The sequence below is a fragment of the Streptomyces sp. NPDC050548 genome (genome assembly GCF_044457385.1).
In the GTDB taxonomy this organism is placed as follows: Bacteria; Actinomycetota; Actinomycetes; order Streptomycetales; family Streptomycetaceae; genus Streptomyces.
Window position 1 is genome coordinate 1 of sequence record NZ_JBITGV010000034.1, and the last position, 21,160, is coordinate 21,160.

Here is a 21,160-nt window from a genome sequence, read left to right on the forward strand (position 1 = left end):
GCGCGGTTCGCCTCCCGCCAGGAGGACTCGCCGCAGATGAAGATGGTCGCGGCCCTGCGCAACCAGTTCGGCGGCCACGCCGTCGAGACCAAGTAGGCGCGCCGTGGGGGATCTTCTGCTGGTCCGCCACGGCGAGACGGAGTGGAGCGTGTCGGGCCGGCACACCAGCTGGACCGACCTGCCCCTGACGCGGCACGGCGAGGAGGAGGCCAAGTCCCTCGCCCCGCTCCTCGCCGGCCGGACCTTCGCACTCGCCCTGACCAGCCCGCTGGACCGTGCGATACGCACCGCCGAACTCGCGGGCATCACCGGGGCCGCACCCGACCCCGATCTGCACGAGTGGGACTACGGCGGCTACGAGGGCGTCACCACCGTCGACATCCACCGCACCCGCCCCGACTGGTACTTGTGGACCGACGGCGTGCCGCCGGGCCCCGCCGGACACCCGGGCGAGTCCCCGGACGAGATCGGCGCCCGGGCCGACCGGATGCTGAAGCGGGTGGACTCCGCGCTCGTCGACGGTGATGTGGTCCTGGTGGCGCACGCCCACTTCCTGCGTGTCCTCACCGCACGCAGGCTGGGCCTGCCGGCGGCGGACGGCCGGCTGTTCCAGCTGGCGACCGGCACCGTCAGCCGCCTCTCCACCGAGCACGACCGCCCGGTCATCGCGGAGTGGAACACCCGACCGTAACGGCACAACTCCCCGGCCCGGACCGCACGTTGACGCGCGGCCCGGGCCGCGGTCGTCCTCTGTGCCCGCGACAGCCGCCGGGCTAGAGTCGCTCCCGATGGAGATCAACGATCTGACACCGGCCGAGGAACAGGTGTGGCGGGCCTTCCCGTTGGGCGAGTCCGTGGACTTCCGTACGGCGGAGGACGAGGACATCGCCCTCGGCGGCGACTGGGGTCCCGAACGGACCGTGCGCGCCGCGGTGTTGCGGGCGCTGCTGCTCAACGGGCCGCAGGAAGCGGGGGAGATAGCCTCCCTCAGTCTGGCGGGGGCCCGGATCACCGGTCGGCTCGACCTGCAGTACGCGACGATCGACCACCCCGTGCGGCTGCGCTACTGCCACTTCGAGGAAGTGCCCCGCTGCTACGCGGCCCGGCTGCGCGAACTCAATCTCGGCGACTCCTTCCTGCCCGGTCTGACCGCGCACGCGATGCGGGTGGACGGCGTACTGCGGCTGACCCGGGCCCGGTTCAGGGGTGTGGTACGGCTCGCGGAGGTGAAGGTCGCCGGGAGTCTGTTCATGGAGAGCGCGGAGATCATCGCCCCGGACGCCGAGGAACCGGTCCTCCAGCTCAACCAGGCCTCCGTCGGCGACGATCTCCGGGCGGCCGGACTGCGCACCCAGGGGCAGATCCGGCTCAGCGGCGCGAGTGTCGCCGGATCGGTCCGCCTCAACTCCGCGCACCTCTCCCACCCCGGGAATTCCGCCATCGACGCCGAGGTGCTCGTCGTCGCGGGCAACATCCTGTTCCGGCACGCCCAGGTGGAGGGCTGGGTCGGCCTGCGCGGCGCCCGCATCGCGGGCCGCCTCGACCTGTCGTACAGCACTCTGTCGAACCCCGGCAGCTCCGCGCTGCTGGCCAGCAGCGCCAGCATCGGGGAACTCTGGCTGCGGGCGAGCCCGCCCATCGAGGGCGGTGTGGTGCTGAGCAGTGCCCAGATCGACGTCCTGCTGCTGGAGCCGCAGGTGGTGCCGGGCCGGGTCCACCTGAACAGTCTGGTCTACACCTCGCTCATCCCCCACGAGCCCGCCGAGCGGCGCCTGGCCATGCTGGAGCAGGACGGCGACGGCTATGTCCCGCACGCCTACGAGCAGTTGGCCGGCGCCTACCGCCGCACCGGCGACGACTACGCCGCCCGCCGCGTCCAACTCGCCAAGCAGCGCCGCCTGCGCGCCACCCTCCCCCGGTACAACCGGATCTGGGGCTACGTCCAGGACGTCACCGTCGGCTACGGCTTCCGCCCGCTGCGCGCCTGCGCCTGGCTGCTGTCGCTGCTGGCCATCGGCTCGATCGCCTACGGCCTGCACCACCCCCACGCCCTCAAGGCGTCCGAGGCCCCGCACTTCAACCCGGTGTTCTACACCCTCGACCTGCTGCTCCCGGTGATCTCCTTCGGCCAGGAGGAGGCGTTCGCGCCGACCGGCTGGTACCAGTACCTGGCCTACGCCCTGATCATCACCGGCTGGATCCTGGCCACGACGGTCGTCACCGGTGTGACCAGGACCGTCAGCCGCCAGTGAGCCGCCGAGCCGTTCACCCATGACGTTCCCGGAACATCCGTCCCCCGGCGGAGACGTGGTACGACGCCAACCGGGGTAGGACGGTGACGAGGCCGGCGACACCGGGCTCCGCGCACCTGCGCGCCCGGGGCGTCGACAAGACCCCTGCAGCCCCGCGCCGCCCGTAGGGCCCCCGCGTGCACCGGCCGATTTCAGGGGCGGCCGGCGCACGCGGGCCCGGGGCCGACTATCGTTGCCCGATCACAGGCGCGGAAGGTGGTCGAGGGGCGTGGCGGGGGCCGAGTGGATACGGGTGCCGGTCGGCGCCGAGGCCGGACGGTGGGCCACGCGGGGGCGCACGCGCAGGGTGCTGTTCGTCGTGCACAACGTGACGTCCGCGACCCGGCTTCTGGACGTACTGCCGCTCTTCCACGACGACTTCCGCGTGCAGTCGCTGGTCACCTGCACGGAATCGTCGGCGTTCCGGGCCGGGGTGACCGAGTTGCTCGCGGAAACGGGGGTGCCGGTGGTGCCCTGGGACCAGGCGACGGCAACTCCGGTCGATTTGGCCGTCTCCGCGAGCTTCGGCGGTCAACTCCGGGCAATTTCAGGTGTATTGGCCGTGATGTCCCACGGCGTCGGATACACTAAGAGGCTGGGGACACCCAACACCCAACACCCAACACCCGGCGGCGAGACGGCGGAGGTCGAGGTTCCGGTGTTCGGGCTGTCGCCCGAGTGGTTGCTCGACGAAACCGGCCGGCCCGTCGCCGACGCGCTGGTGCTGTCCCACCCGGAGCAGGTGGAGCGGCTGCGTGCCGTGTGTCCCGAGGCCGCGCCCACGGCCGTACTGGCCGGTGATCCCTGCTGGGACCGCATGCTCGCGGCGCGCTCCCACCGGGAGCGCTACCGCCGGGCCCTCGGCGTCGGCCGGGCGCAGCGGCTCGTGGTCCTCAACTCCACCTGGAACCCGGAGTCCCTGTTCGGCGACGGCCCGGCCTCCGGCGACGACGTACTGCCGTCCCTGCTCCCCCGGTTGACCTCCGAACTCCCTCTCGACGAGTACCGTCTCGCCGCCGTCCTGCACCCCAACATCTGGTACGGCCACGGCCCGGGCCAGATCCGCGCCTGGTTGGACCGGTCCCGCCGCGCCGGACTCACCCTCGTCGACCCGCTCCACGGCTGGCGCCAGGCACTGCTCGCCGCCGACGCGGTCATCGGCGACCACGGCTCGGTGACCTACTACGCCGCCGCGCTCGGCACCCCCGTCCTCCTCGGCGCCGCACCCCTCGCGGGCCTCGCCCCCGACGCCCCGGTGCACGCCTTCGTCCGTACGGCACCCCGCCTGGACCCCGCACTCCCGCTGCGCCCCCAACTCACCCGACTCATCGACACCCACCGCCCGTTGCCCACCCCGGCCGCCTTCACCAGCTCAGTCCCCGGCGAGTCCGCCACCCGCCTGAGGCGCCTCTTCTACGGCATCATCGGCATCCCCGAACCGGACGCGCCCGCGCTGCTCGAACCGCTGCCGCTCCCGCCGTTCGAACCCGCGGTGCACACGGTCCCGTTGCGGGTGCTCACCCGGCTGCCGGGCAGCGCCGAGGTCTCGGTCGTCCGGTATGCGGGCCCGCACCCGGCGCCCGACGGCTCGGGCGAGTCCCACACGGCGGTGCACGAGGACACCCGCGAGCAGGACCAACTGTCCCTGGCCGACGTGGTGTTCCGGTACGGCGCGGCCGACGACCCGCGCTTCGGCTCACCCGCGCTCTGGACGTCCGAGGTCTTGGCCCGGCACCCGCGCTGCGCCCTCGCCGTCTACGTCACCGGCCCCGGCGCGTGCACGGCCCGCACCGCGGACGGCACCCTGCTGCTCCTGCGCACCGAACCGCCGTCCGACGCCGACCCGGTCGCCTGTGCCTCGGCCCTGCACGCCTGGCTGTCCTCCGGCAAGTCGCTGCACGAGGCCGTGGCGCAGGGGCTGACCGTGCACACGGGCGGGGCCGTGCACGAGGTGCGGGTCGCCCTCGGCTAGCCCTCGCAGCGCTCACGCAGGACGCGCAGATACGACAGGTGCTGTTCCGCCTTCTCGTCGCGCAGGGCGTCGGCCGCCTCGTCGATCAGGGCGCGGGCGGCCGTCAACTCGCCCTCGGTCAGGCGGGTTTCGGCGAGGTCGGTGAGGGTGCGGGCGGTGTTGTAGGCCTCGCCGCTCGCGCGGAAGAAGGCCAGCGCGTGTTCCAGGCGGGTGACAGCCTCGGCGGGGCGGCCCATCCCGCGCAGGGCCCGGCCGCGGTGGCGTTCCAACAGGGCGCGGGCGCGCGGCAGATCGGCGGCGCCCTCGTCGTCGGGACCGATGCCGTCCAGGATGCCGTGGGCCTCGTCGAAGGCCGAGTACGCCTCGGCGAACCGCCATTGACGCAGCCGGAGCAGACCGAGGAACTCGACGGCGGAGGCGTGGCCGCGCACATGCCCGGCCGCCCGCTCGTCCCGCGCGGCGGCCAGCGCCTCGGGCTCCGCCTCGTCCCAGCGCCGCAACTCCATGAGGCTGTGGGCGAGTTGGGCGTGGAGGGCCCCGGCGCCTCGGGTGCCGGGGAAGTGGGCGTCCACCGTACGCGCCCCGGTGCGCAGTGCGGGCAGCAGGACGTCGTGGTGGCCGGCCTTGAGCTGGAGCGGCCACAGGGTCTGGCCCAGCAGGACGACGGTGTCCCAGTCGCCGAACTCCTCGGCGGCACGCACAGCTTGGACCAGGTTGGGGGCTTCGGCGGCCAGTGCGGCGACGCCCGCTCCCCGGTCCGCGTACGACAGCGGGGTGGCCGCGGACGGGACGCGCCAGCTCTCCGGCAGTGCCGCCTGCGCGGCGGCGAGGCCGAGGTGCACATAGTGCTGGACGGTGCGGGACACGGCGGCGGAGGACGCGGCGATCCCGTCCGTGGCGGCGGCGGTCCGTTCGGCGTGGGCGCGGACGGCGGGCCGGTAGCGGTGGCGGCCGTCGTCGGTGCGCTCGACGAGCAGGGCGTCGACCAGTTCACCGAGGAGCCCAGCGGCATCGGATTCGTCGGTGTCGGCAGCGCGCGCCGCCGCTGCGGCGTCGAGGGCGGGCCAGTCGTAGAGGCCGGTCAGGCGGTAGAGGCGGGCCGCGTCGGGGGCCAGCAGGCGGTACGTGTCCTCGACGGCGGACGTCACCGGGTCGGTGTCCGGCTCTGCGGCCGGCTGCGGCGGGGCGGTCAGCCGGGGTGCGGCGGCGCGCAGGGCGTAGGGCGAGCCGGCGCAGCGGTCCAGTACGGCGGGCAGCGTGGCGCGGGCGGCGGTGACGGCGGGTCTGCCGACGAGTTCGGTGAGGAGTCGTCGCGCGTCCCGGCGGGTCAGCGGGCCGACCGGGATCCGTAACGCGTCGAGGCCGATGAGCGGTTGCCGGGCGACGACGAGGGTGACCACGTCCGCGGCCGCGGCCAGCAACGGCTGTACCTGGGCGCCGGATTGGGCGTGGTCGAGGACCACGAGGGCGCGGCGGTCGGTGAGGGAGGCCCGGAACAGGGTCGCCCGGTCGGCGGCCGAGGGCGGGATCTCCTCGTCGGGCAGGCCGAGTTGGCGCAGCAGGGTGGTGAGGACCGGCTCGGGGCCGAGGGTGCGCAGGTCGGCGTAGAGCTGTCCGTCGGGGAAGCGGGCCGCCTGGCGTGCGCCCCAGTGGTGGGCGAGGGTGCTGGTGCCGATGCCCTCGGGTCCGTGCAGGAGGACCAGCCGTGGGCGTCCGCCGAAGGGGCGCCTGGCCTCCTTGTCCAGGAGTTTCAGGGCCTCCTGACGGTCCGTGAAGGAACGGGGTGCCGGTGGGAGGCAGTGCCGTCCCGGGCCCGTGATCCGGCCCGGGGTGCGTACTCCGCGCGCGAACCGGGTCCAGATCAGGGCGAGTTCGGGGTTGTCGAGGACGCGGTCGTGGATCATGCGGGCGACGGCGTCGAGTTCGTCGGGGGTGGCCGGTGCGGGCACCTCACGGCCGGCCAGCCGGCGGACCAGTCCGCCGGCCGACTCCCAGGCCAGCTTGCCGGCCTCGCTCGCCATCCCGGAGCCGACGGCCCCGAACACCGCGGCGATGGCGCTCATGGACATCGGATCGATCACCTCGTGCACTCCCCCGTCGTCCGCGCGCCGCCGTGTTGCGGATCAACCTTAGCGCCGGGGACGGGAGGTGACGATCGGTCACCCCAGGTTGGCGTCCTTCGGGATCCCGTACACCCGCTCCACCCTCAGCCGCAGCACGAGCCGCCGGTCCCGCACCATGGCCGCCCGGAACTCGTCCCAGTCGGGATGCTCGCCGAGGACGTCACGGTAGAGCCGGATCAGCTCCTCGACGGTCTCGTCGTGCGGGTCCGCCGCCACCGGGGTGAGGTCGGCCGTGCCCTCGGCGACCGTGTACGCCCATCGGTCGGCGCTGGTCACGTGGTAGGAGGCGCGGGGGTCGCGGCGCAGGTTGCGGGTCTTGGCACGGTCGTCGGTGATCGAGACGCGGAGGGTGCGCTCGTCGGGGTAGTAGGCGTGGCTGACGTTCGAGAGCTGGGGCCGGCCGTCGCTCTTGAGGGTGACCAGCACCCCGCCGTGGCCGTCGGAGAGCAGCTGGAGGAGTGGGGCGTCGTCCTGTGTCATATCGGCGACAACGAGTACCGCGCGTCCCCCATTCCGGGTAGACACTGTCTACGCTCCACTGGTAGACAGTGTCTATGAGTGACTCGGAAGCAGCGGGGTTGCGGGACCGGCTCGTCGACGTCGGCGTGGAGCTGGTGGCCGGTGAAGGAGCGCAGGCGCTCACCCTGCGGGAGATCGCCCGGCGGGCCGGTGTCTCGCACGGGGCGCCGCGCCGGTATTTCCCCACCCACCTGGAGCTGCTGTCCGCCATCGCGCGGCGCGGCTTCGCCGAGCTGGGCGAGCGGGCGGCGGGGGCGGTCGGGGACGGTACGGCGAGCCCGCGGGCGCAGGTGACGGCGCTGGGGCGGGTCTATCTGGAGTTCGCGTTCGACAACCCCGGCATGTACGAGTTGATGTTCCGTCACGATCTGCTGGAGAGCGGGCACTTGGGACTGCGGGAGACCAGCCTGCCGCTGTTCGGCGTACTGGTGGACCTGGTCGGGCGGGCTCGTCCCGACGCGGACGCCCGCCTGGTCGCGGGCGCGTTGTGGGCGAGCCTGCACGGCCTCGTCCAGCTCTGGCGCTGGGGCAGCCTCCAACTCGCCACCGGCGCCGACGACTTCGTACCCCTGCTGCGGTCCGTCCTCGACGCGCACCTCGGGCCGGAGGCCGCACAGTGACGGCGCGTCGGCGGCTCGTGCTGGCGAGCAGTGTGGCCGGGGCCGCGATCGTCGCCCTGGACGGATCCGTGCTCACCGTCGTACAGCCCACGCTGCAACGGGAGTTGGGGGCGTCTTTGGCGCAGGTCCAGTGGACGAGCACCGCGTATCTGGTCGCCGTGGCGAGCCTGTTGGTGTCGGCCGGGCGGATCGGGGACCGGTACGGGCATCAGCGGGTGTTCGCGCTGGGCATGCTCGGTTTCGGGGTCGCCTCGGCCGGGGTCGGGCTGGCACCCGGGGTCGGCTGGGTGATCGGGCTCCGGGTCGCGCAGGGGGTGTTCGGGGCACTGCTCCAGCCCGCCACCCTCGGCATGCTGCGGGCCGCGTTCCCGCCCGACCGCCTCGCCATGCCGATCGCCGTACGGACGAGCGTGATCGGTGTGGCCGCGGCGGCCGGACCGCTGGTCGGCGGGGCGTTGGTGAGCTCGGTGGGATGGCGGGCGGTGTTCTTCCTCCATGTCGTGCCCTCGCTGGTGTTCGGCGTGCTCGCCCTCACCGCGCGGGGGCCGGGGCGGCGGGAGTCGCGGGACGTGCGGTTCGATCTGCCGGGGGCTCTGCTGCTCGCGCTGTCCCTGGCCGCGCTCATCCAGGCGCTGGCGGATCCGCGCGGTGCGGCGGCCGGGCTGGTGGTGTCCGTACTCGCGGGCTTCGCCTTCGTACGCCATGAGCGTCGTACGACTCATCCGCTGCTGCCGCCGGACGTCGTCGGGTCGGTGGCGATCCGAGGCGCACTCGGTCTGCTGCTGGCGGCGTCGGCCGCTTTCTCCGGAGCGCTGTTCGTCGTCACCTATGTCCTCCAGGACGCGATGGGGCTGGGACCGTTCCAAAGCGCTCTGCGCGGGCTGCCGTTGGCGGCGGCGATGGTCCTCGCGGCGCCCGTGTGCCCGATGGTGCTGCGCCGGGTCGGGGCGCGCGGTACGGCCGGAGCGGCGGCGGTGGTCGTGGCGGTGGCCGTGCTCGTGCTGTCGCGGGCCTCGGGCACGGTCGCGGTGTGCGGGGGATTCGCCCTGCTGGGCGCCGGGTTCGGGACGGTGATGGTGGCGGCCACGCAGGTGGTGGTGCGGGCGGCGGCCGTGGAGTCCGCCGGGGTGGCGGGCGGGCTCAAGCAGACCGCGGTGAACGTGGGGCCCACACTCGGAGTCGCCGCCGGGAGCGCGCTGATGGCCGCGAGCGGCTCCACGACAGCCCTCTCCGTCCTCGCCGGAGTGGCCCTGACCGGTGCTCTCGCGTGTCTCGTACTGCCCGGCCGGACAGTCGCGTCGCTCACACATCACGGCGTTACAGGAGACCGCGCAGGTGTTCCTGCGCGACGATGAGTTCCGAGGTGTCCGGGGCCGGGTATGCGGGACCCCACCTCGTGAACGCAATTCGGAGGAGAGCCATGGCACAGCTGCGACAAGAAGTCGACCCGGACGAGGTCGGACTGGATCACAAGGCGCTGGACCGCCTGGACCAGCACTTCGCCCACTACGTCGACGTGGAGCGCCTGCCCGGCTTCCTGGTGTCCGTGGCCCGCGGCGGCCGTGTCGCCCACCTCACCGCCCACGGGCACCGCGACGTGGCGGCCCGACTGCCCGTCACGCCGGACACGCTGTACCGGATCTACTCCATGACCAAGCCGGTCACCGCCGTCGCCGTGCTGCTCCTGATGGAGGAGGGCAAGCTCTCCCTGGACGACCCGGTCGCCGTCCACCTCCCGGCCTTCGCGGACATGCGGGTCTACGACAGCGGTTCCGGCGCCGGCCTGAAGACCCGGCCGGTCGAACAGCCGATGCTGATCCGGCACCTGATGACCCACACCTCGGGCCTGACCTTCGCCTTCTACCACTCGCACCCCGTCGACGCCCTCTACCGGGAGGCGGGCCTGGAGTCGTCCGTGCCGGCCGGCGCCAACCTGGCCGAGACGATCGACGTGTACGCGAGCCTGCCGCTCCAGTTCGAACCGGGCACGCAGTGGAACTACTCCGTCTCCTCGAACGTGCTGGGCCGGATCGTCGAGGTGGTGTCCGGGCAGCGGCTCGACGAGTTCTTCGCCGAGCGGATCTTCCGCCCGCTCGGCATGACCGACGCCGGCTTCCAGGTCCCGGACGAGAAGGCCGACCGGCTGGCCGAGCTGTACGGCGACGCCGACGGCGGCGGGATCGAGCCGATCCTCGGGCTGCCGCTGCGGGGCGGCCGGCCGCGGTTCCTGTCGGGCAGCGGCGGAATGGCGGCGAGCCCGCACGACGTGCACCGGTTCGCGGAGTTCCTGCGGCGCCGGGGCGAACTCGACGGCGTCCGGCTGCTGGCCCCCGAGACCGTCGACCTGATGGCCAGCAACCACCTTCCGGGCGGCGCCGATATGCGCGCCTTCGGCAGCCCCTCCCACCAGGAGCCCGGCAACGACGGCATCGGCTTCGGCCTCAGTGTCTCCGTGGTCGTCGACCCCGAGCGCACCCAGGCCCCGTCGGGGCTCGGCACGTTCGGGTGGAGCGGCGTCGCGACGACGACGTTCTGGGTGGACCCGAGCCGGGACCTGACCGTGCAGTTCATGACCCAGCTCCGGCCGAAGTCCTCCCTGAAGATCGTCCCCGAGCTGAAGCAGCTGCTGCACGAGGCGGTCACGGACTGAGCCGCGACCGCCCGCTCACCGATCCACCCGCAGAGTGAACTCCAGCCCCTCCCCCGCCAGTTCGCTCAACCACTCCCGTGACCGGTCCGCCGTCTCGGCCGCCCGGTTCAGGCCGGACGGCAGGTCGTCGGTGAGGATGTGCCGGACGGCGAGGGACAGGGGGCGCGAGACACAGCGGGCCATCGCGCTCTCCTCCTCGTCACCCACCAGGTCGAGGAGGTAACTGCCGGACCAGGTACGGCCCGTGGCGGCGCGGACGTCCAGGGACACGGCGAGCACGACCCGGTCGTGATCGGCCTCCGTGGTCGGGTAGGCGGACGCCAACTCCCTTGCCAGCGCGGCGATCCGGGTGTCGTCGCCCGCCTTCAGCTCCTCGAACACCGGCTCCCAGGCCCGCAGCCAGCCCTCAAGCCGCAGCGTGCCCCGCACGAAGGTGCGCGGCTGCCAGGCCGCGGGCAGCCCGTACTGCTCGATGAAGGGGACACTGTCCCGGTTGGGATAGACCTCGAAGGTCTCGCCGTCGACGACATGCGGCCGGGTCACCTCCCAGGGCCGCTCGGCGACGGTCTCCGTCCCGTCCTCCAGATAGCGCGCCGGTGAGCGCAGCGCGCCCAGGACTCCGGCGGGGGCCCAACTGAAGCGGTACCGGAAGTCGTTGGGCACCGCGGGGACACCGCCGCAGTACGAGGTGAGGCTGTAGGTGGCCGCCGTGTCCGCGCCGATCGCCTCCTGTGCGCGGGCGACGAGGCTGTGGGCGAAGAGGTGGTCGATGCCGGGGTCGAGACCGGCCTCGGTGAGGACGACGATGCTCGCCTGCTCGGCCGCCGGTACCTGTTCGAGGACGGCGTCCGACACATAGCTGGAGCAGGCGAAGTGGGCCCGCCGGCGGACACAGGCGGCCAGCAGGGCCGCGTGTTCGGGCGCGGGCAGCATGGAGACGACGACGTCCCCGGGGACCAACTCGGCGGTGAGCGCGGCGAGGTCGAAGGCGCGCGGCTGCGCGCGTCCCGTCAGCCCCAGCCGGTCGAGGGCCCGCGCCGCCCGGTCCTCGGTGCGGTGCCACAGCCGCACCCGGTCGGCGGTGTCGCACAGCAGGGCCAGCCCGCTGCCCGTGGACAGCCCGGCGCCGATCCAGTGCAGGGTGCCGCTCGCGCGCACCACGTCAGACATGGCCCAACTCCCCTTCCGCCACGGCGATTCCGAGTTCCCGGGCCTTCGTGCGGAACAGGTCCAGGCAGCGCCCCCACGCCCCGCCGGTCCCGAAGTCCAGGAGCTGGGGCAGCAGGGCGGCGGAGAAGTCGGTGCTGGACTCCTTGGGCAGGAGGGACGGCAGGTTGTCGATGGCGATGAGGTCGAGCGGGGGCCGTGCGTGCAACTGCCGTACCGGGGCGTCCCATTCGGTCGTGCGGTCGTAGACGGGCAGGACGTTGAGGGGCGAGCCGACGTCGCAGGTGACGTCGGAGACGGTGCGGAGGCGACGGCTCGGGTCGTCGAGGTCCGGCGTGCGGAGGAAGGGCGGGACGGGGGTGGTCGCCAGGACGCAGTTGACCAGGACGTCGTGGGCCAACAGGGCCGGGCGGTCCAGGTTCCGGGTCTCCGCCAGGTCCCAACTCGTCGGCTCGACACCGGCCGTGGCGAACGCGGCCCGTGCTCCTCGGCCGCTGCGGCCCAGCGCGCCGATCACCAGCGCGGTGAACTCGGCGTCCCCGGCGGCGGGTCGGAGGGTGCCGTCCAGCTCCTCCTTCGAGGTGGGGGTGAGGGGTGCGACGAGTCGGCCCCGGTGCTGGAGGACGGCGAGAGCCGCGCCCAGGTAGCCGGCCCAGAAGCCGAACGCGGCGAGGCGGCGGCCGGTGTCGTCCACCAGGTATTCGAGGTCGAGCAGCGCGCCGCCCCCGGTGCCGAAGCGGCGCAGCAGGTCCGTCGCGCCCGGCTGGCCCTTGTAGGCGTGGCCGAACATGATGTGACGGTGCGTCAGCTCGGCGGGCTGGTCCGGGAGTTCCTTCAGGCCGAGGACCACCGCGTCCTTCGGCGCCGACACCCAGGAACCCGCGGGTGCCACCTTCGCGCCGACCGCCTCGTACTCCTCGATCGGGAAGATCCGCTGCGGGGACTCCTCGACCGTGAGGGTCACGCCGCTCTCGACGAGCCGGCGGGCGTCGGCGGGGACGACCGGGGTGCGGCGTTCGGTCGTGCGGGTCTCGTGGCGCAGCCACAGATGCAGCTCGGTCATACCAGGTTGTCCTCCGGGCGCGGGGCGTCGGCCGCGAACCGGCCGGCGCTCAGGGGGCTGACGTCCACGAAGGGTACGCGGCTGAGATACAGGTCGCGGATCACCTCGCCGACGGCCGGGGCCTGCAGGAATCCGTGGCCGGAGAAACCCGTCGCGTAGAGGAAGCGGGAGACCGAAGTCGCCTGGCCGATCAGGGCGTTGTGGTCCGGGGTGTTCTCGTACAGGCCGGCCCAGCCGCCGGTGCGGCGCAGGTCGAGGAGGCCGGGGGCGCGCCGCCGCATGGCCTCGGCGAGGCGCGGGATCCAGCGGTCGTGGGTGTCGGTCGCGAAGCCGGGACGCTCGTCGGGGTCGGACATGCCCAGAAGGAGGCCGGGGCCCTCGGAGTGGAAGTAGAGGCTGGTCGTGAAGTCGATCGTCATGGGCAGCGTGGGCGGGAGACCGGGGACGGGTTCCGTGACGGCGATCTGGCGGCGCAGCGGCTGCACGGGGAGGTCGACGCCCACCATCGCGCCGATGGCCTTCGACCAGGCGCCGGCCGCGCAGATCACCGTGTCGGTGTCGATGCGGCCGAGGGTCGTGAGCACGGCGGTGACCTGGTCGCCGTAGGTCTCGATGCCGGTGACGTCGGTGTGACGCAGGATCGTCGCGCCGTGGGCGCGGGCCGCGGAGGCGTAGCCGTGGACGACGGCCTCGGGGGTGCAGTGGCCGTCGTCGGGCGAGTACGCGGCGGCGAGGAGACCGTCCGTGCTGATCAGCGGGGAGAGGCGGCGGGCCTCGGCCGGGTCGATCAGGCGGCTGGGCACGTCGAGGGAGTTCTGCAGCCGGACGCCCTTCTCGAAGGAGGCGACGTCCTCGGGCCGCGACAGCAGGAACAGATAGCCGACGCGATGTAACCCGATGTCGTGGCCGGTGTCCTCCTCGAAGCGGCCGAAGGCCTCCAGGCTGCGGGCGCCCAGCCGCACGTTGAGCTCGTCGGAGAACTGTGCCCGTACCCCGCCGGCCGCCTTCGAGGTGGATCCGGCGGCGAGTTCGTCCCGTTCGACCAGGACGACGTCTCTGACGCCGGCGCGGGCCAGGTGGTAGGCGATGCTGGTACCGATGACCCCGCCGCCGATGACGACTACCTCGGCCTGACGCTTCACGGGCGCTCCTTGGGTGCCGCGCCGGTGACGGCCCGGGCCGCGGCAGCGTCCAGGATGCCGGGTCCGGCGCTGTTGTGGGGGACGTGCGGTTCGGCGACCCGGTCGCCGGAGAGGAAGAGGACGTCTTCGGTCATTCCCTCTTCCTGTCCGGATGCCGCTCACCGGAATCAGGACCAGTGCGCCACCGCGTCCAGATGGGGCAGGTGGTGGTCGAGACGCTCCCGCTTGGTGCGCAGATAAGTGATGTTGTTCTCGCAGGGTTCGATCAACAGCGGTACCTCTTCGGAGACTTTGATGCCGTGTTCCAGCAACGCCTCGCGTTTGCGCGGGTTGTTGGAGAGCAGACGCACGCTCGACACCCCCAGGTCGTGCAGGATCTCGGCGGCCACGCCGTAGTCGCGGGCGTCGACCGGCAGGCCGAGGGCGAGGTTCGCCTCGACGGTGTCCAGGCCCTCCGCCTGCAGCGCCATCGCGCGCAACTTTGCCAGCAGGCCTATGCCTCGGCCCTCGTGACCCCTCAAGTAGACGACTATGCCCCGGCCTTCGGCGACCACGGCCCGCATCGCCGCGTCCAGCTGGTCGCCGCACTCGCAGTGCTGCGAGCCGAAGGCGTCGCCCGTCAGGCACTCCGAGTGCAGCCGGGTGAGTACGTCTTCCGTGCCGATGTCGCCGTAGACCAGGGCCACTTGCTCGTCACCGCGGTCGTGGTCCAGGTAACCGATCGCCTGGAATTTGCCGTACACGGTGGGCAACGGAGCATTCACGACGCGTTCCGCGCCCCTGGGCTGCGCGGACTTCTGCTTGCCGAGTACGCCAATGTTTTCTGTCATGATCTGGTTCCTAAGCAGAGACGAAAGGCCGTGAAACAATGAATGGTTCGGGCTCACGGACGGCGGCATACGGACTGGTGCCGGCGGACACCACGGAGGACGTACGGGCTAGGGGGGCAGGTCTCTCAGCACAGGTCGCGGTCCTTCCGGTCGGCAGTTTCGAGCAGCACGGCCCGTATCTTCCCCTGGCGACCGACACCCTCGTCGCCTGTGCCGTGGCCCGGGAGATCGCCGCGGCGTACCCGGTGCACCTGCTGCCGCCGGTGACGATCGCCTGCTCGCAGGAGCACGCGGCCTGGCCGGGGACCGTCAGCATCTCTTCCGTGACCCTTCATGCGGTGGTGCGGGACATCGCGGACTCGCTCCGCCGCTCGGGGGTCGAGACCCTGGTGGTGGTCAACGGTCACGGCGGAAACTACGTACTGGGCAACGTCGTTCAGGAGTCCTCCGCGCGCGGTGAGCGGATGGCGCTGTTCCCGGCCGCCGAGGACTGGGAGACGGCGCGGGAGCGGGCCGGGGTGCTGACCTCGCTGCTCACCGATATGCACGCGGGGGAAATCGAGACCTCCATTCTTCTGCACGCTCATCCCGAATTGATCCGTCCCGGTTATGAGACCTCCGATTTCGTCGCCGACGACCGTCGTCATCTTCTGACGCTCGGTATGGCCGGCTATACCGAGTCGGGCGTCATCGGGCGCCCGTCCCTCGGCTCGGCGGAAAAGGGGAAGGCCTTGCTGGCGAGCCTCGCCGATTCCTTCGGCGCGTATTTCTCGGTGCTGACCGCGGACTCCTGAGCGGGGGCCGGGTCCGGTACGGCGGTGCCGGGCCCGGTGGTGCGCAGGCCGGTGTACCAGCGGGCGACCAGGACGAACAGGCCGGGCACGGCGGCGGCGAAGCTGAGGACGCCGTAGATGACGGCGACGGACAGGCCGCTGCTGGCGCCGAGGCCCGCGGCGCCGAACGCCCAGGCGGTGACGCCCTCGCGGGGGCCCCAGCCGCCGACGTTCAGCGGCAGGCCCATGGCGACCAGCGCGAGGACCGCGATCGGGAGGAGCTGGCCGACGGTGGCGGCGGATCCGGCGGCGTGCGCGGCGACCACGAACATCGCGAGGTGGCCGGCCAGGATGACCAGCGAGGAGAGGGCGACGCCGGGCCAGTTGGCGCGGGAGAAGAGTCCGGCGCGCACCTCGTCGAGGGTGGTGCGCAGGGCGCGGCCCCGGCGGGTGGCGCTGGGCGGACGGTTCATCCGCAGGGCGGCCACGACGGCGAGCGCGCCGACCCCGGCGAGCAGGACGAGCGGGGCGACGCTGCGGGCGTCGGCCATCACCGGCGAGTCCAGGCCCAGCAGGACCCCGACCCCGACGACGGCCAGCGCGATCTGGCCCGCGACGCGTTCGAGGACGACGGCCCGGACGGCGCGGCCCATGTCACCGGCGCTCTGTCCGTGCCGTACCGCGCGGTGCACGTCGCCGAGGATGCCGCCGGGCAGGGCCGCGTTGAGGAACAGGGCGCGGTAGTAGTCGGCGACGGCGGGGCCGAGCGGCAGTTTGATGCGCAGTCCGCGCGCCACGAGCGCCCAGCGCCAGGCGCTGAACACCGTGGTGACGACCCCGATCGCGAGGCCGATCAGCAGCGTCGGTACGTCGATGCGGCGCAGGCCGTCCAGGAAGACGCCGGTGCCCAGGCGCCACAGCAGGACACCGAGGATGGCGAGGCCGGCCACCGAACCGAAGTGGGTGCGTACCGCGCGGGAGTTCACCCGGGTCAGGATCGCGCGCAGGACACGGCGGGCGCCGGAGGCTCGGTCGGTGCCCGGTCGCGGTGCGGCGACGATCACCCCGATACGGTCGCCGGAGACGGCCGCGCTGTGCAGCGGCGGGGTGTGCGCGGGCCGCCTGCGGACCTCCTCGACGGTGCCCGGGGCGCGCAGTGCGAGGGCGACCGGCGCGGGCCGCTCGACGCGCACCCTGCGCCGTGTGGTGCCGGGTCGCGGTGCGACCGTCCTCATCGTCTCGACGCTCATGACGCTCCCCCTGTCGGCCGGGCCAGCGCCAGCAGGTCGCTGTGGTGGACCAGCACGGTCAACTCCCCCGCCGCACAGGCCGCGAGGCGTTCGCGCAGATAGCGGTCGGCGCGTTCCTTCAGTTCCGGGCGTTCCTCGACGGCCGCGCCGACCCAGCCGCGCAGCCACTCGGCCGTCAGCGCGAGGTCGTCGGCGCCGAGGCGCCAGGCGCTCGGGTGGACGCGGACCGTGGCGCCGTGCGCGGCGAACGCCTCGCAGGTGACGGTGACGGCGTCCGGGCCGAGGAGTCCGTCGCGCCGCTGGTGGGCGTTGAACGCGTCGGCGATCTCGGCGTCCATCGGGTGGGCCGGGGTGAGTTCGACCCGTCCGGCGACGGAGAGGGTGAGCAGTGCGGGGCAGCCGGCGCCGACGCAGGCGGTGACCAGCGCGTCGACCTCCTCGCGGGTGAGGACGTCCAGGAGCGCGGAGGCCGTCACCAGGGAGGCGCCGACCAGCGCGTCCGGGGTCAGCCGGGCCACGTCGCCGCGCCGGGTCTCGACCGTGACGCGGCTGCCGTCGGCGGCGGCGCGCGGGGAGGCGACGGCGGCGAAGTGCAGGAGGTAGGGGTCGCGGTCGTGCAGGATCCAGTGCTGGGCGCCGTCCAGGCGCGGGGCGAGCCAGCGTCCCATCGAGCCGGTGCCGCAGCCCAGGTCGTGGATGACGACCCCGGACTTTCCGGGCAGGTTGGCGAGCCGGATGCGCAGCGGGTCGAGGAGTTCGGGGGCCCGTGCGACGGCGTCGGCGCCCTCGCGCAGCTCCAGCCACTCGGGCGCGTAGCGCGGCGGGTCGTCGGGGCCGACGTCCCGCAGCCGTACGGTGGCCCGCTCGCCGGGGCGGGTCGCGGGTCCGGCGCCGGGGATCACGGCACCGTGCCCGGCCTGCTCGCCGGTGTCCGCCGAAACGGTTCCCGCCATCACGTCCTCCACTGCGGTCTGTGCCGGGGGCACGAGCATCCCCAGCGGTACGCCCCGGGGTCCCGGCTGCGCGGGGATGCGCTGTCCGGTGGCCGGCGGGGTGGTCGCCGTCTTCCTCATGCCGCCCTCCGGGATTCGCTGGGGAGCCGGGTGAGTACCCCGGCGAGACTGCGGGCCGTGGTGGCCCACCCGTCGAGCGCCGCGCGACGGCCGCGCGCCGCCGCCTTCAGGCGTCGGCGTACATCCGCCTCGCCGAACCAGCCGCGCAGTTCGGCGGCGAGGGCGGCGGGGTCCTCCGGCGGGACGAGGATGCCGGGCACCCCGCCGTCGGGGGCACGGCCGACCGCCTCGGGCAGCCCGCCGACGTCCGTGGCCAGCACGGGGATACCCCGTGCCAGCGCCTCGGTGACGGCCATGCCGTAGGTCTCGGCGTAAGACATGAGGACCATGAGGTCGGCGCTCGCGTAGCTGGCGTCGAGCTGGGCGCCGGCCTGCGGACCCGCGAGGTGCAGCCGGTCCTGGAGGCCGTACTGCCTGATGAGGCCCCGCAGATGGTCGACGTACTCGGGGTCGGTGCCCAGGCCGCCGACGCACGTGCAGGTCCACGGCAGGTCGGCCGCCGCGGCCAGCGCCTCGATCAGCCGGTGCTGGCCCTTGCGCGGGGTGACGGCGGCGACGCACAGGAGGCGGGAGACGCCGTCGGTGCCGGAGGCGAGGGGGGCGATGTCGGCGCCGGGGGTGGCTACATGGACCCGCTCGGGGGCCAGGCCGTGGTGGGAGACGAGGCGGCGGACCGCCCAGTCGCTGGTGCCGATGACGGCCGACACCGCCCGCAGGACCGTGCGTTCCTTTGCGTCCAGTTCCGCGGCGACGGCGGCTTCGAGACCGGTCTCGTCGCCGAGCGGAAGGTGGACGAGGACCGCGAGGCCGAGCCGGTCGGCCTCGGGGACGACGATCTCGGGGACTCCGCAGGCCACGAGCCCGTCGAGGAGTACGGCGGCGCCGTCCGGCAATTCGCGCAGCACCCGGGCGAGTTCCGCGCGGGCGTCGGCACCGGGCCGGGGCCACTCGCCGTCGACGGCGTGCTTGTGGACCTGCCAGCCGAAGCCGGGGAGGTCCAGGCTGACCCGCCTGTCGTAGGCGTTGCCGCCGCTCGGCGCGGCCGGGTCGTCGACGCCGCCCGGCATCACGAAGTGCAGGGTGCGCAGGGACATGGGGATGATCTCGGCATTCCGGGAGGCCGCGCGCTGCACGGGCAGGAATCCCAGCGAGGGGGCGCGGTCGATGGTCACGTCGCTCACAGGGCACGCTCGTAACTCGCCCAGGCGACGTGCGACTCGTGCAGGGTGACCTGGAGCGCGGCCAGGCCCCGGGCGCCCTCGCCCAGCGCGCCCTTCTCGATCCGCTCGGCGAGCCGGTCGGCGATGACCTTCGCGAGGAACTCGGTGGAGGTGTTGACGCCCGCGAAGTCGGGCTCGTTGTCGAGGTTTCTGTAGTTCAACTCGCTGACGACGGCGCCCAGTTCCTGGGTTGCCAGTCCGATGTCGACAACGATGTTGTCGTCGTCCAGCTCTGCGCGCCGGAAGGTGGCGTCCACCAGGAACGTGGCCCCGTGCAGGCGCTGCGCGGGTCCGAACACTTCGCCGTGGAAGCTGTGGGCGATCATGATGTGATCGCGGACGGTGATGCTGAACAACGGACGACCCTCCAGGTGCGGCGCGTCTGGTCCCCCGGCTGATCCCTGCCGGGGGATGCCGTGTAGTACGGCTCCTCGCCTCCCCCTGTTCAGCCGACTCTCACTCTTTTCTCAGGTCAGACGCGCTTGTCGTAGCGGATTGAACGATTCTCAACCGATGTCGGTGTATCGGACCCGGTGGCACAGCGCCGGAATCTCTCCGGAGGCGAGCCTCGGCAGCAGGTCCGGCAGCTCCTCGAAGTCGCTCTCCCCGGTGACCAACGCGTCGAGGGCGGGGTCGGCGAGGAGGTCGAGGGCGAGGGCGAGGCGGTCGGCGTAGCTGCGGTCGGCCCGGTTCGGGGAGACGGTGCCGACCTGGCTGCTGCGGATGACCAGGCGCCGGGAGTGGAAGGCCTCGCCGAGCGGGAGGCTCACCTTCCGGTCGCCGTACCAGCTGAGTTCGAGGACGGTGCCCTCGGGCGTGAGGAGTTCCAGGGCGCGGGCGAGGCCCTGTTCGGTGGCGCTGGCGTGCACGACGAGGTCGCAGTCGCCGAGCGCGTCCGCCGGGAGCGCGAAGCCGACGCCGAGGGCCTCGGCGGTCTTGGCGCGCGTCGGGTCGGCGTCCACCAACTGCACGCGGGCGCCCGGGAAGCGGGCCAGCAGCGCGGCCACCGAACACCCGACCATCCCGCCGCCGACCACGGCGATCCGGTCACCGATCAACGGCCTCGCGTCCCACAGGGCGTTGACGGCGGTCTCCACGGTCCCGGCCAGGACGGCCCGCCCGGCGGGCACGGAGTCCGGTACGGGTGTGACGGCGGTCGCGGGGACGACGTAGCGCGTCTGGTGCGGATAGAGGCAGAAGACGGTACGGCCGAGCAGCGCGGCCGGGCCCTCCTCCACGACCCCGACGTTGAGGTAGCCGTACTTGACCGGACCTGGGAAATCGCCCTCTTGGAACGGTCCACGCATGCTCGCGTACTGGTTCTCGGGGACGCCCCCGCGGAAGACCAGGGTCTCCGTGCCGCGGCTCACGCCCGACCACAGGGAACGGACCACCACCTCGTCCTCGGCGGGGTCCGGCAGAACGACGTCGCGTATCTCGCCGTGACCCGGTGCACCGATCCAAAACGCCCTGGCGGTGCGTTTCATCGGAATCCTCCTGAACGATCGGGAAGCTGTTCACGTACGGGTAACCACAGGCCGCGCACAGTACGCGGCGTTGATCGACTCTGTCATATGGCCGGAGGGTGTGCGGTGGCCCTGAACAACACATACGAAGCAAGGCTGGTCCAGCAGGAGACCGCTGTGGGAGCGGGCGTTCAGATCCTGTTGCTGGCGTTGCTCGGTACGGCGATCGGGATGGGCCCGGCGGGCTGGCTGACCGGACTTGCGTTCGCGATCGCCACCTGGGCCGTGCTCTCCCAAGCGCTGCACAAGACCCGAACGCGCAACTTCGGCCCGGCCAACCGGGTCACGCTCGGCCGCGCCATCCTGGTCGGCGGGGTGACCGCGCTGGTCGCGGACTCCTTCGAGAGTTCGCCCCCGGTCACGCTGCTGGTCGGGCTGACGGCGGTGGCCCTGATCCTGGACGGCGTCGACGGCAAGGTCGCACGGCGCACGGGAACTTCGACCGCGCTGGGCGCGCGCTTCGACATGGAGGTCGACGCGTTCCTGATCCTCGTCCTCAGCGTGTACGTGTCGACACAGCTCGGCCCGTGGGTCCTGCTGATCGGCGCCATGCGCTACGGGTTCGTGGCCGCCGCCCGCGTCTGGCTGTGGCTGAACGCCCCGCTGCCGCCGAGCACGGCCCGCAAGACGGTCGCCGCCACCCAGGGCATCCTCCTGCTCCTGGCGGGCGCCGACCTGCTGCCCCACACGGCCAACCTCGCCGTGGTGGCGCTCGCGCTCGGCACCCTGGTGTGGTCCTTCGGCCGCGACATCCTGTGGCTGTGGCGCACCTCCCGCACCACCCTCGTCGAGGAGACCCCGGCCGAGGAGAAGGTCCTCGAACTGGTCTCGCAGTAGCAGCAGTAGCAGTAGCAGCAGCACCGGTCATACCGAAGGGCCCGGACCACCAGACGGTGGATCCGGGCCCTTCGGCTTGCCGTACTACCCGTACGACTTCAGCG

General features: G+C 72.8%; 19 protein-coding genes and 2 pseudogenes. 9 read left to right on the forward strand and 12 right to left on the reverse strand.

What is annotated here, in order from left to right:
- From ACIBJH_RS47100 to ACIBJH_RS47115, 4 genes and pseudogenes are all read left to right on the forward strand, one after another.
- Nucleotides 1-96 (forward strand): annotated as a pseudogene (locus tag ACIBJH_RS47100) (6-phosphogluconate dehydrogenase); the annotation flags it as partial.
- A gap of 7 nt (nt 97-103) precedes the next feature.
- Nucleotides 104-691, forward strand: a complete 588-nt coding sequence (locus ACIBJH_RS47105) for a histidine phosphatase family protein (RefSeq protein ID WP_399123201.1) — start codon at nt 104-106, stop codon at nt 689-691.
- A 97-nt stretch (nt 692-788) separates the two neighbouring features.
- Complete coding sequence (locus tag ACIBJH_RS47110) at nt 789-2,252, forward strand: membrane-associated oxidoreductase (protein WP_399123202.1); 1,464 nt, start codon at nt 789-791, stop codon at nt 2,250-2,252.
- Between the two features lie 268 nt (nt 2,253-2,520).
- Nucleotides 2,521-4,263, forward strand: a complete 1,743-nt coding sequence (locus tag ACIBJH_RS47115; RefSeq protein ID WP_399123203.1) for a hypothetical protein — start codon at nt 2,521-2,523, stop codon at nt 4,261-4,263.
- Here ACIBJH_RS47115 and ACIBJH_RS47120 read toward each other — a convergent pair.
- Together ACIBJH_RS47120 and ACIBJH_RS47125 are read right to left on the reverse strand one after the other, a co-directional pair.
- The gene (locus ACIBJH_RS47120) at nt 4,260-6,332 is read right to left on the reverse strand and encodes a tetratricopeptide repeat protein (protein WP_399123204.1); all 2,073 of its coding nucleotides are present in this window, start codon (nt 6,330-6,332) and stop codon (nt 4,260-4,262) included. The two genes, ACIBJH_RS47115 and ACIBJH_RS47120, sit on opposite strands and share 4 nt — an antisense overlap.
- A gap of 90 nt (nt 6,333-6,422) precedes the next feature.
- Nucleotides 6,423-6,866, reverse strand: a complete 444-nt coding sequence (locus ACIBJH_RS47125) for a PPOX class F420-dependent oxidoreductase (RefSeq protein ID WP_399123205.1) — start codon at nt 6,864-6,866, stop codon at nt 6,423-6,425.
- A 74-nt stretch (nt 6,867-6,940) separates the two neighbouring features.
- On the opposite strand from ACIBJH_RS47125, the gene ACIBJH_RS47130 reads away from it, so the two are divergent.
- The 3 genes from ACIBJH_RS47130 to ACIBJH_RS47140 all read left to right on the forward strand — a co-directional run bounded on the left by ACIBJH_RS47130 (nt 6,941) and on the right by ACIBJH_RS47140 (nt 10,175).
- Nucleotides 6,941-7,525 (forward strand): TetR/AcrR family transcriptional regulator, encoded by a 585-nt coding sequence (locus ACIBJH_RS47130; RefSeq protein WP_399123206.1) that lies wholly within the window; start codon nt 6,941-6,943, stop codon nt 7,523-7,525.
- A complete protein-coding gene (locus ACIBJH_RS47135) occupies nt 7,522-8,880 on the forward strand; it encodes an MFS transporter (protein WP_399123207.1) in 1,359 nt (452 codons plus the stop codon). Before ACIBJH_RS47130 ends, ACIBJH_RS47135 begins: the two co-directional genes overlap by 4 nt.
- Nucleotides 8,881-8,945: 65 nt before the next feature.
- A complete protein-coding gene (locus tag ACIBJH_RS47140; RefSeq protein ID WP_399123208.1) occupies nt 8,946-10,175 on the forward strand; it encodes a serine hydrolase domain-containing protein in 1,230 nt (409 codons plus the stop codon).
- 15 nt (nt 10,176-10,190) lie between these two features.
- On the opposite strand, the gene ACIBJH_RS47145 is transcribed toward ACIBJH_RS47140, so the two are convergent.
- The 5 genes from ACIBJH_RS47145 to ribA are packed head-to-tail and all read right to left on the reverse strand — an operon-like array spanning nt 10,191 to nt 14,377.
- Nucleotides 10,191-11,345 carry a saccharopine dehydrogenase family protein gene (locus ACIBJH_RS47145; RefSeq protein ID WP_399123209.1) on the reverse strand — a complete coding sequence of 385 codons (1,155 nt, stop codon included), beginning with the start codon at nt 11,343-11,345 and terminating at the stop codon, nt 10,191-10,193.
- Nucleotides 11,338-12,405: a saccharopine dehydrogenase gene (locus ACIBJH_RS47150; protein ID WP_399123210.1), complete on the reverse strand. Its 1,068-nt coding sequence runs from the start codon at nt 12,403-12,405 to the stop codon at nt 11,338-11,340. Before ACIBJH_RS47150 ends, ACIBJH_RS47145 begins: the two co-directional genes overlap by 8 nt.
- On the reverse strand, nt 12,402-13,547 hold the full coding sequence (locus tag ACIBJH_RS47155; RefSeq protein WP_399123211.1) for an NAD(P)/FAD-dependent oxidoreductase: 1,146 nt from the start codon (nt 13,545-13,547) through the stop codon (nt 12,402-12,404). Before ACIBJH_RS47155 ends, ACIBJH_RS47150 begins: the two co-directional genes overlap by 4 nt.
- The gene (locus ACIBJH_RS47160; RefSeq protein WP_200713494.1) at nt 13,544-13,681 is read right to left on the reverse strand and encodes a hypothetical protein; all 138 of its coding nucleotides are present in this window, start codon (nt 13,679-13,681) and stop codon (nt 13,544-13,546) included. Before ACIBJH_RS47160 ends, ACIBJH_RS47155 begins: the two co-directional genes overlap by 4 nt.
- A 33-nt stretch (nt 13,682-13,714) precedes the next feature.
- Nucleotides 13,715-14,377: a GTP cyclohydrolase II gene (gene ribA, locus ACIBJH_RS47165; RefSeq protein ID WP_399123212.1), complete on the reverse strand. Its 663-nt coding sequence runs from the start codon at nt 14,375-14,377 to the stop codon at nt 13,715-13,717.
- A gap of 38 nt (nt 14,378-14,415) precedes the next feature.
- On the opposite strand from ribA, the gene ACIBJH_RS47170 reads away from it, so the two are divergent.
- Nucleotides 14,416-15,171 (forward strand): creatininase family protein, encoded by a 756-nt coding sequence (locus ACIBJH_RS47170; protein ID WP_399123213.1) that lies wholly within the window; start codon nt 14,416-14,418, stop codon nt 15,169-15,171.
- 104 nt (nt 15,172-15,275) lie between these two features.
- Here the strand turns inward: ACIBJH_RS47170 and ACIBJH_RS47175 are convergent.
- The 5 genes and pseudogenes from ACIBJH_RS47175 to ACIBJH_RS47195 form a co-directional block, all read right to left on the reverse strand.
- A pseudogene (locus tag ACIBJH_RS47175) lies at nt 15,276-16,400 on the reverse strand (YbhN family protein); the annotation flags it as partial.
- Entirely contained in the window at nt 16,397-17,473 is a 1,077-nt protein-coding gene (locus ACIBJH_RS47180) for a trans-aconitate methyltransferase (RefSeq protein WP_399123214.1), read from the reverse strand. The pseudogene ACIBJH_RS47175 and the gene ACIBJH_RS47180, both read right to left, overlap by 4 nt.
- On the reverse strand, nt 17,470-18,654 hold the full coding sequence (locus ACIBJH_RS47185; protein ID WP_399123215.1) for a glycosyltransferase family 4 protein: 1,185 nt from the start codon (nt 18,652-18,654) through the stop codon (nt 17,470-17,472). The genes ACIBJH_RS47180 and ACIBJH_RS47185 overlap by 4 nt, the downstream gene beginning before the upstream one ends.
- Nucleotides 18,651-19,049 carry a 6-carboxytetrahydropterin synthase gene (locus ACIBJH_RS47190; protein WP_019073017.1) on the reverse strand — a complete coding sequence of 133 codons (399 nt, stop codon included), beginning with the start codon at nt 19,047-19,049 and terminating at the stop codon, nt 18,651-18,653. The genes ACIBJH_RS47185 and ACIBJH_RS47190 overlap by 4 nt, the downstream gene beginning before the upstream one ends.
- Before the next feature lie 150 nt (nt 19,050-19,199).
- Nucleotides 19,200-20,180 (reverse strand): zinc-binding alcohol dehydrogenase, encoded by a 981-nt coding sequence (locus ACIBJH_RS47195; RefSeq protein WP_399123216.1) that lies wholly within the window; start codon nt 20,178-20,180, stop codon nt 19,200-19,202.
- 105 nt (nt 20,181-20,285) lie between these two features.
- Between ACIBJH_RS47195 and ACIBJH_RS47200 the strand changes: the two genes are divergently transcribed.
- Nucleotides 20,286-21,056, forward strand: a complete 771-nt coding sequence (locus ACIBJH_RS47200; protein WP_399123217.1) for a CDP-alcohol phosphatidyltransferase family protein — start codon at nt 20,286-20,288, stop codon at nt 21,054-21,056.
- Nucleotides 21,057-21,160: the final 104 nt, after the last annotated feature.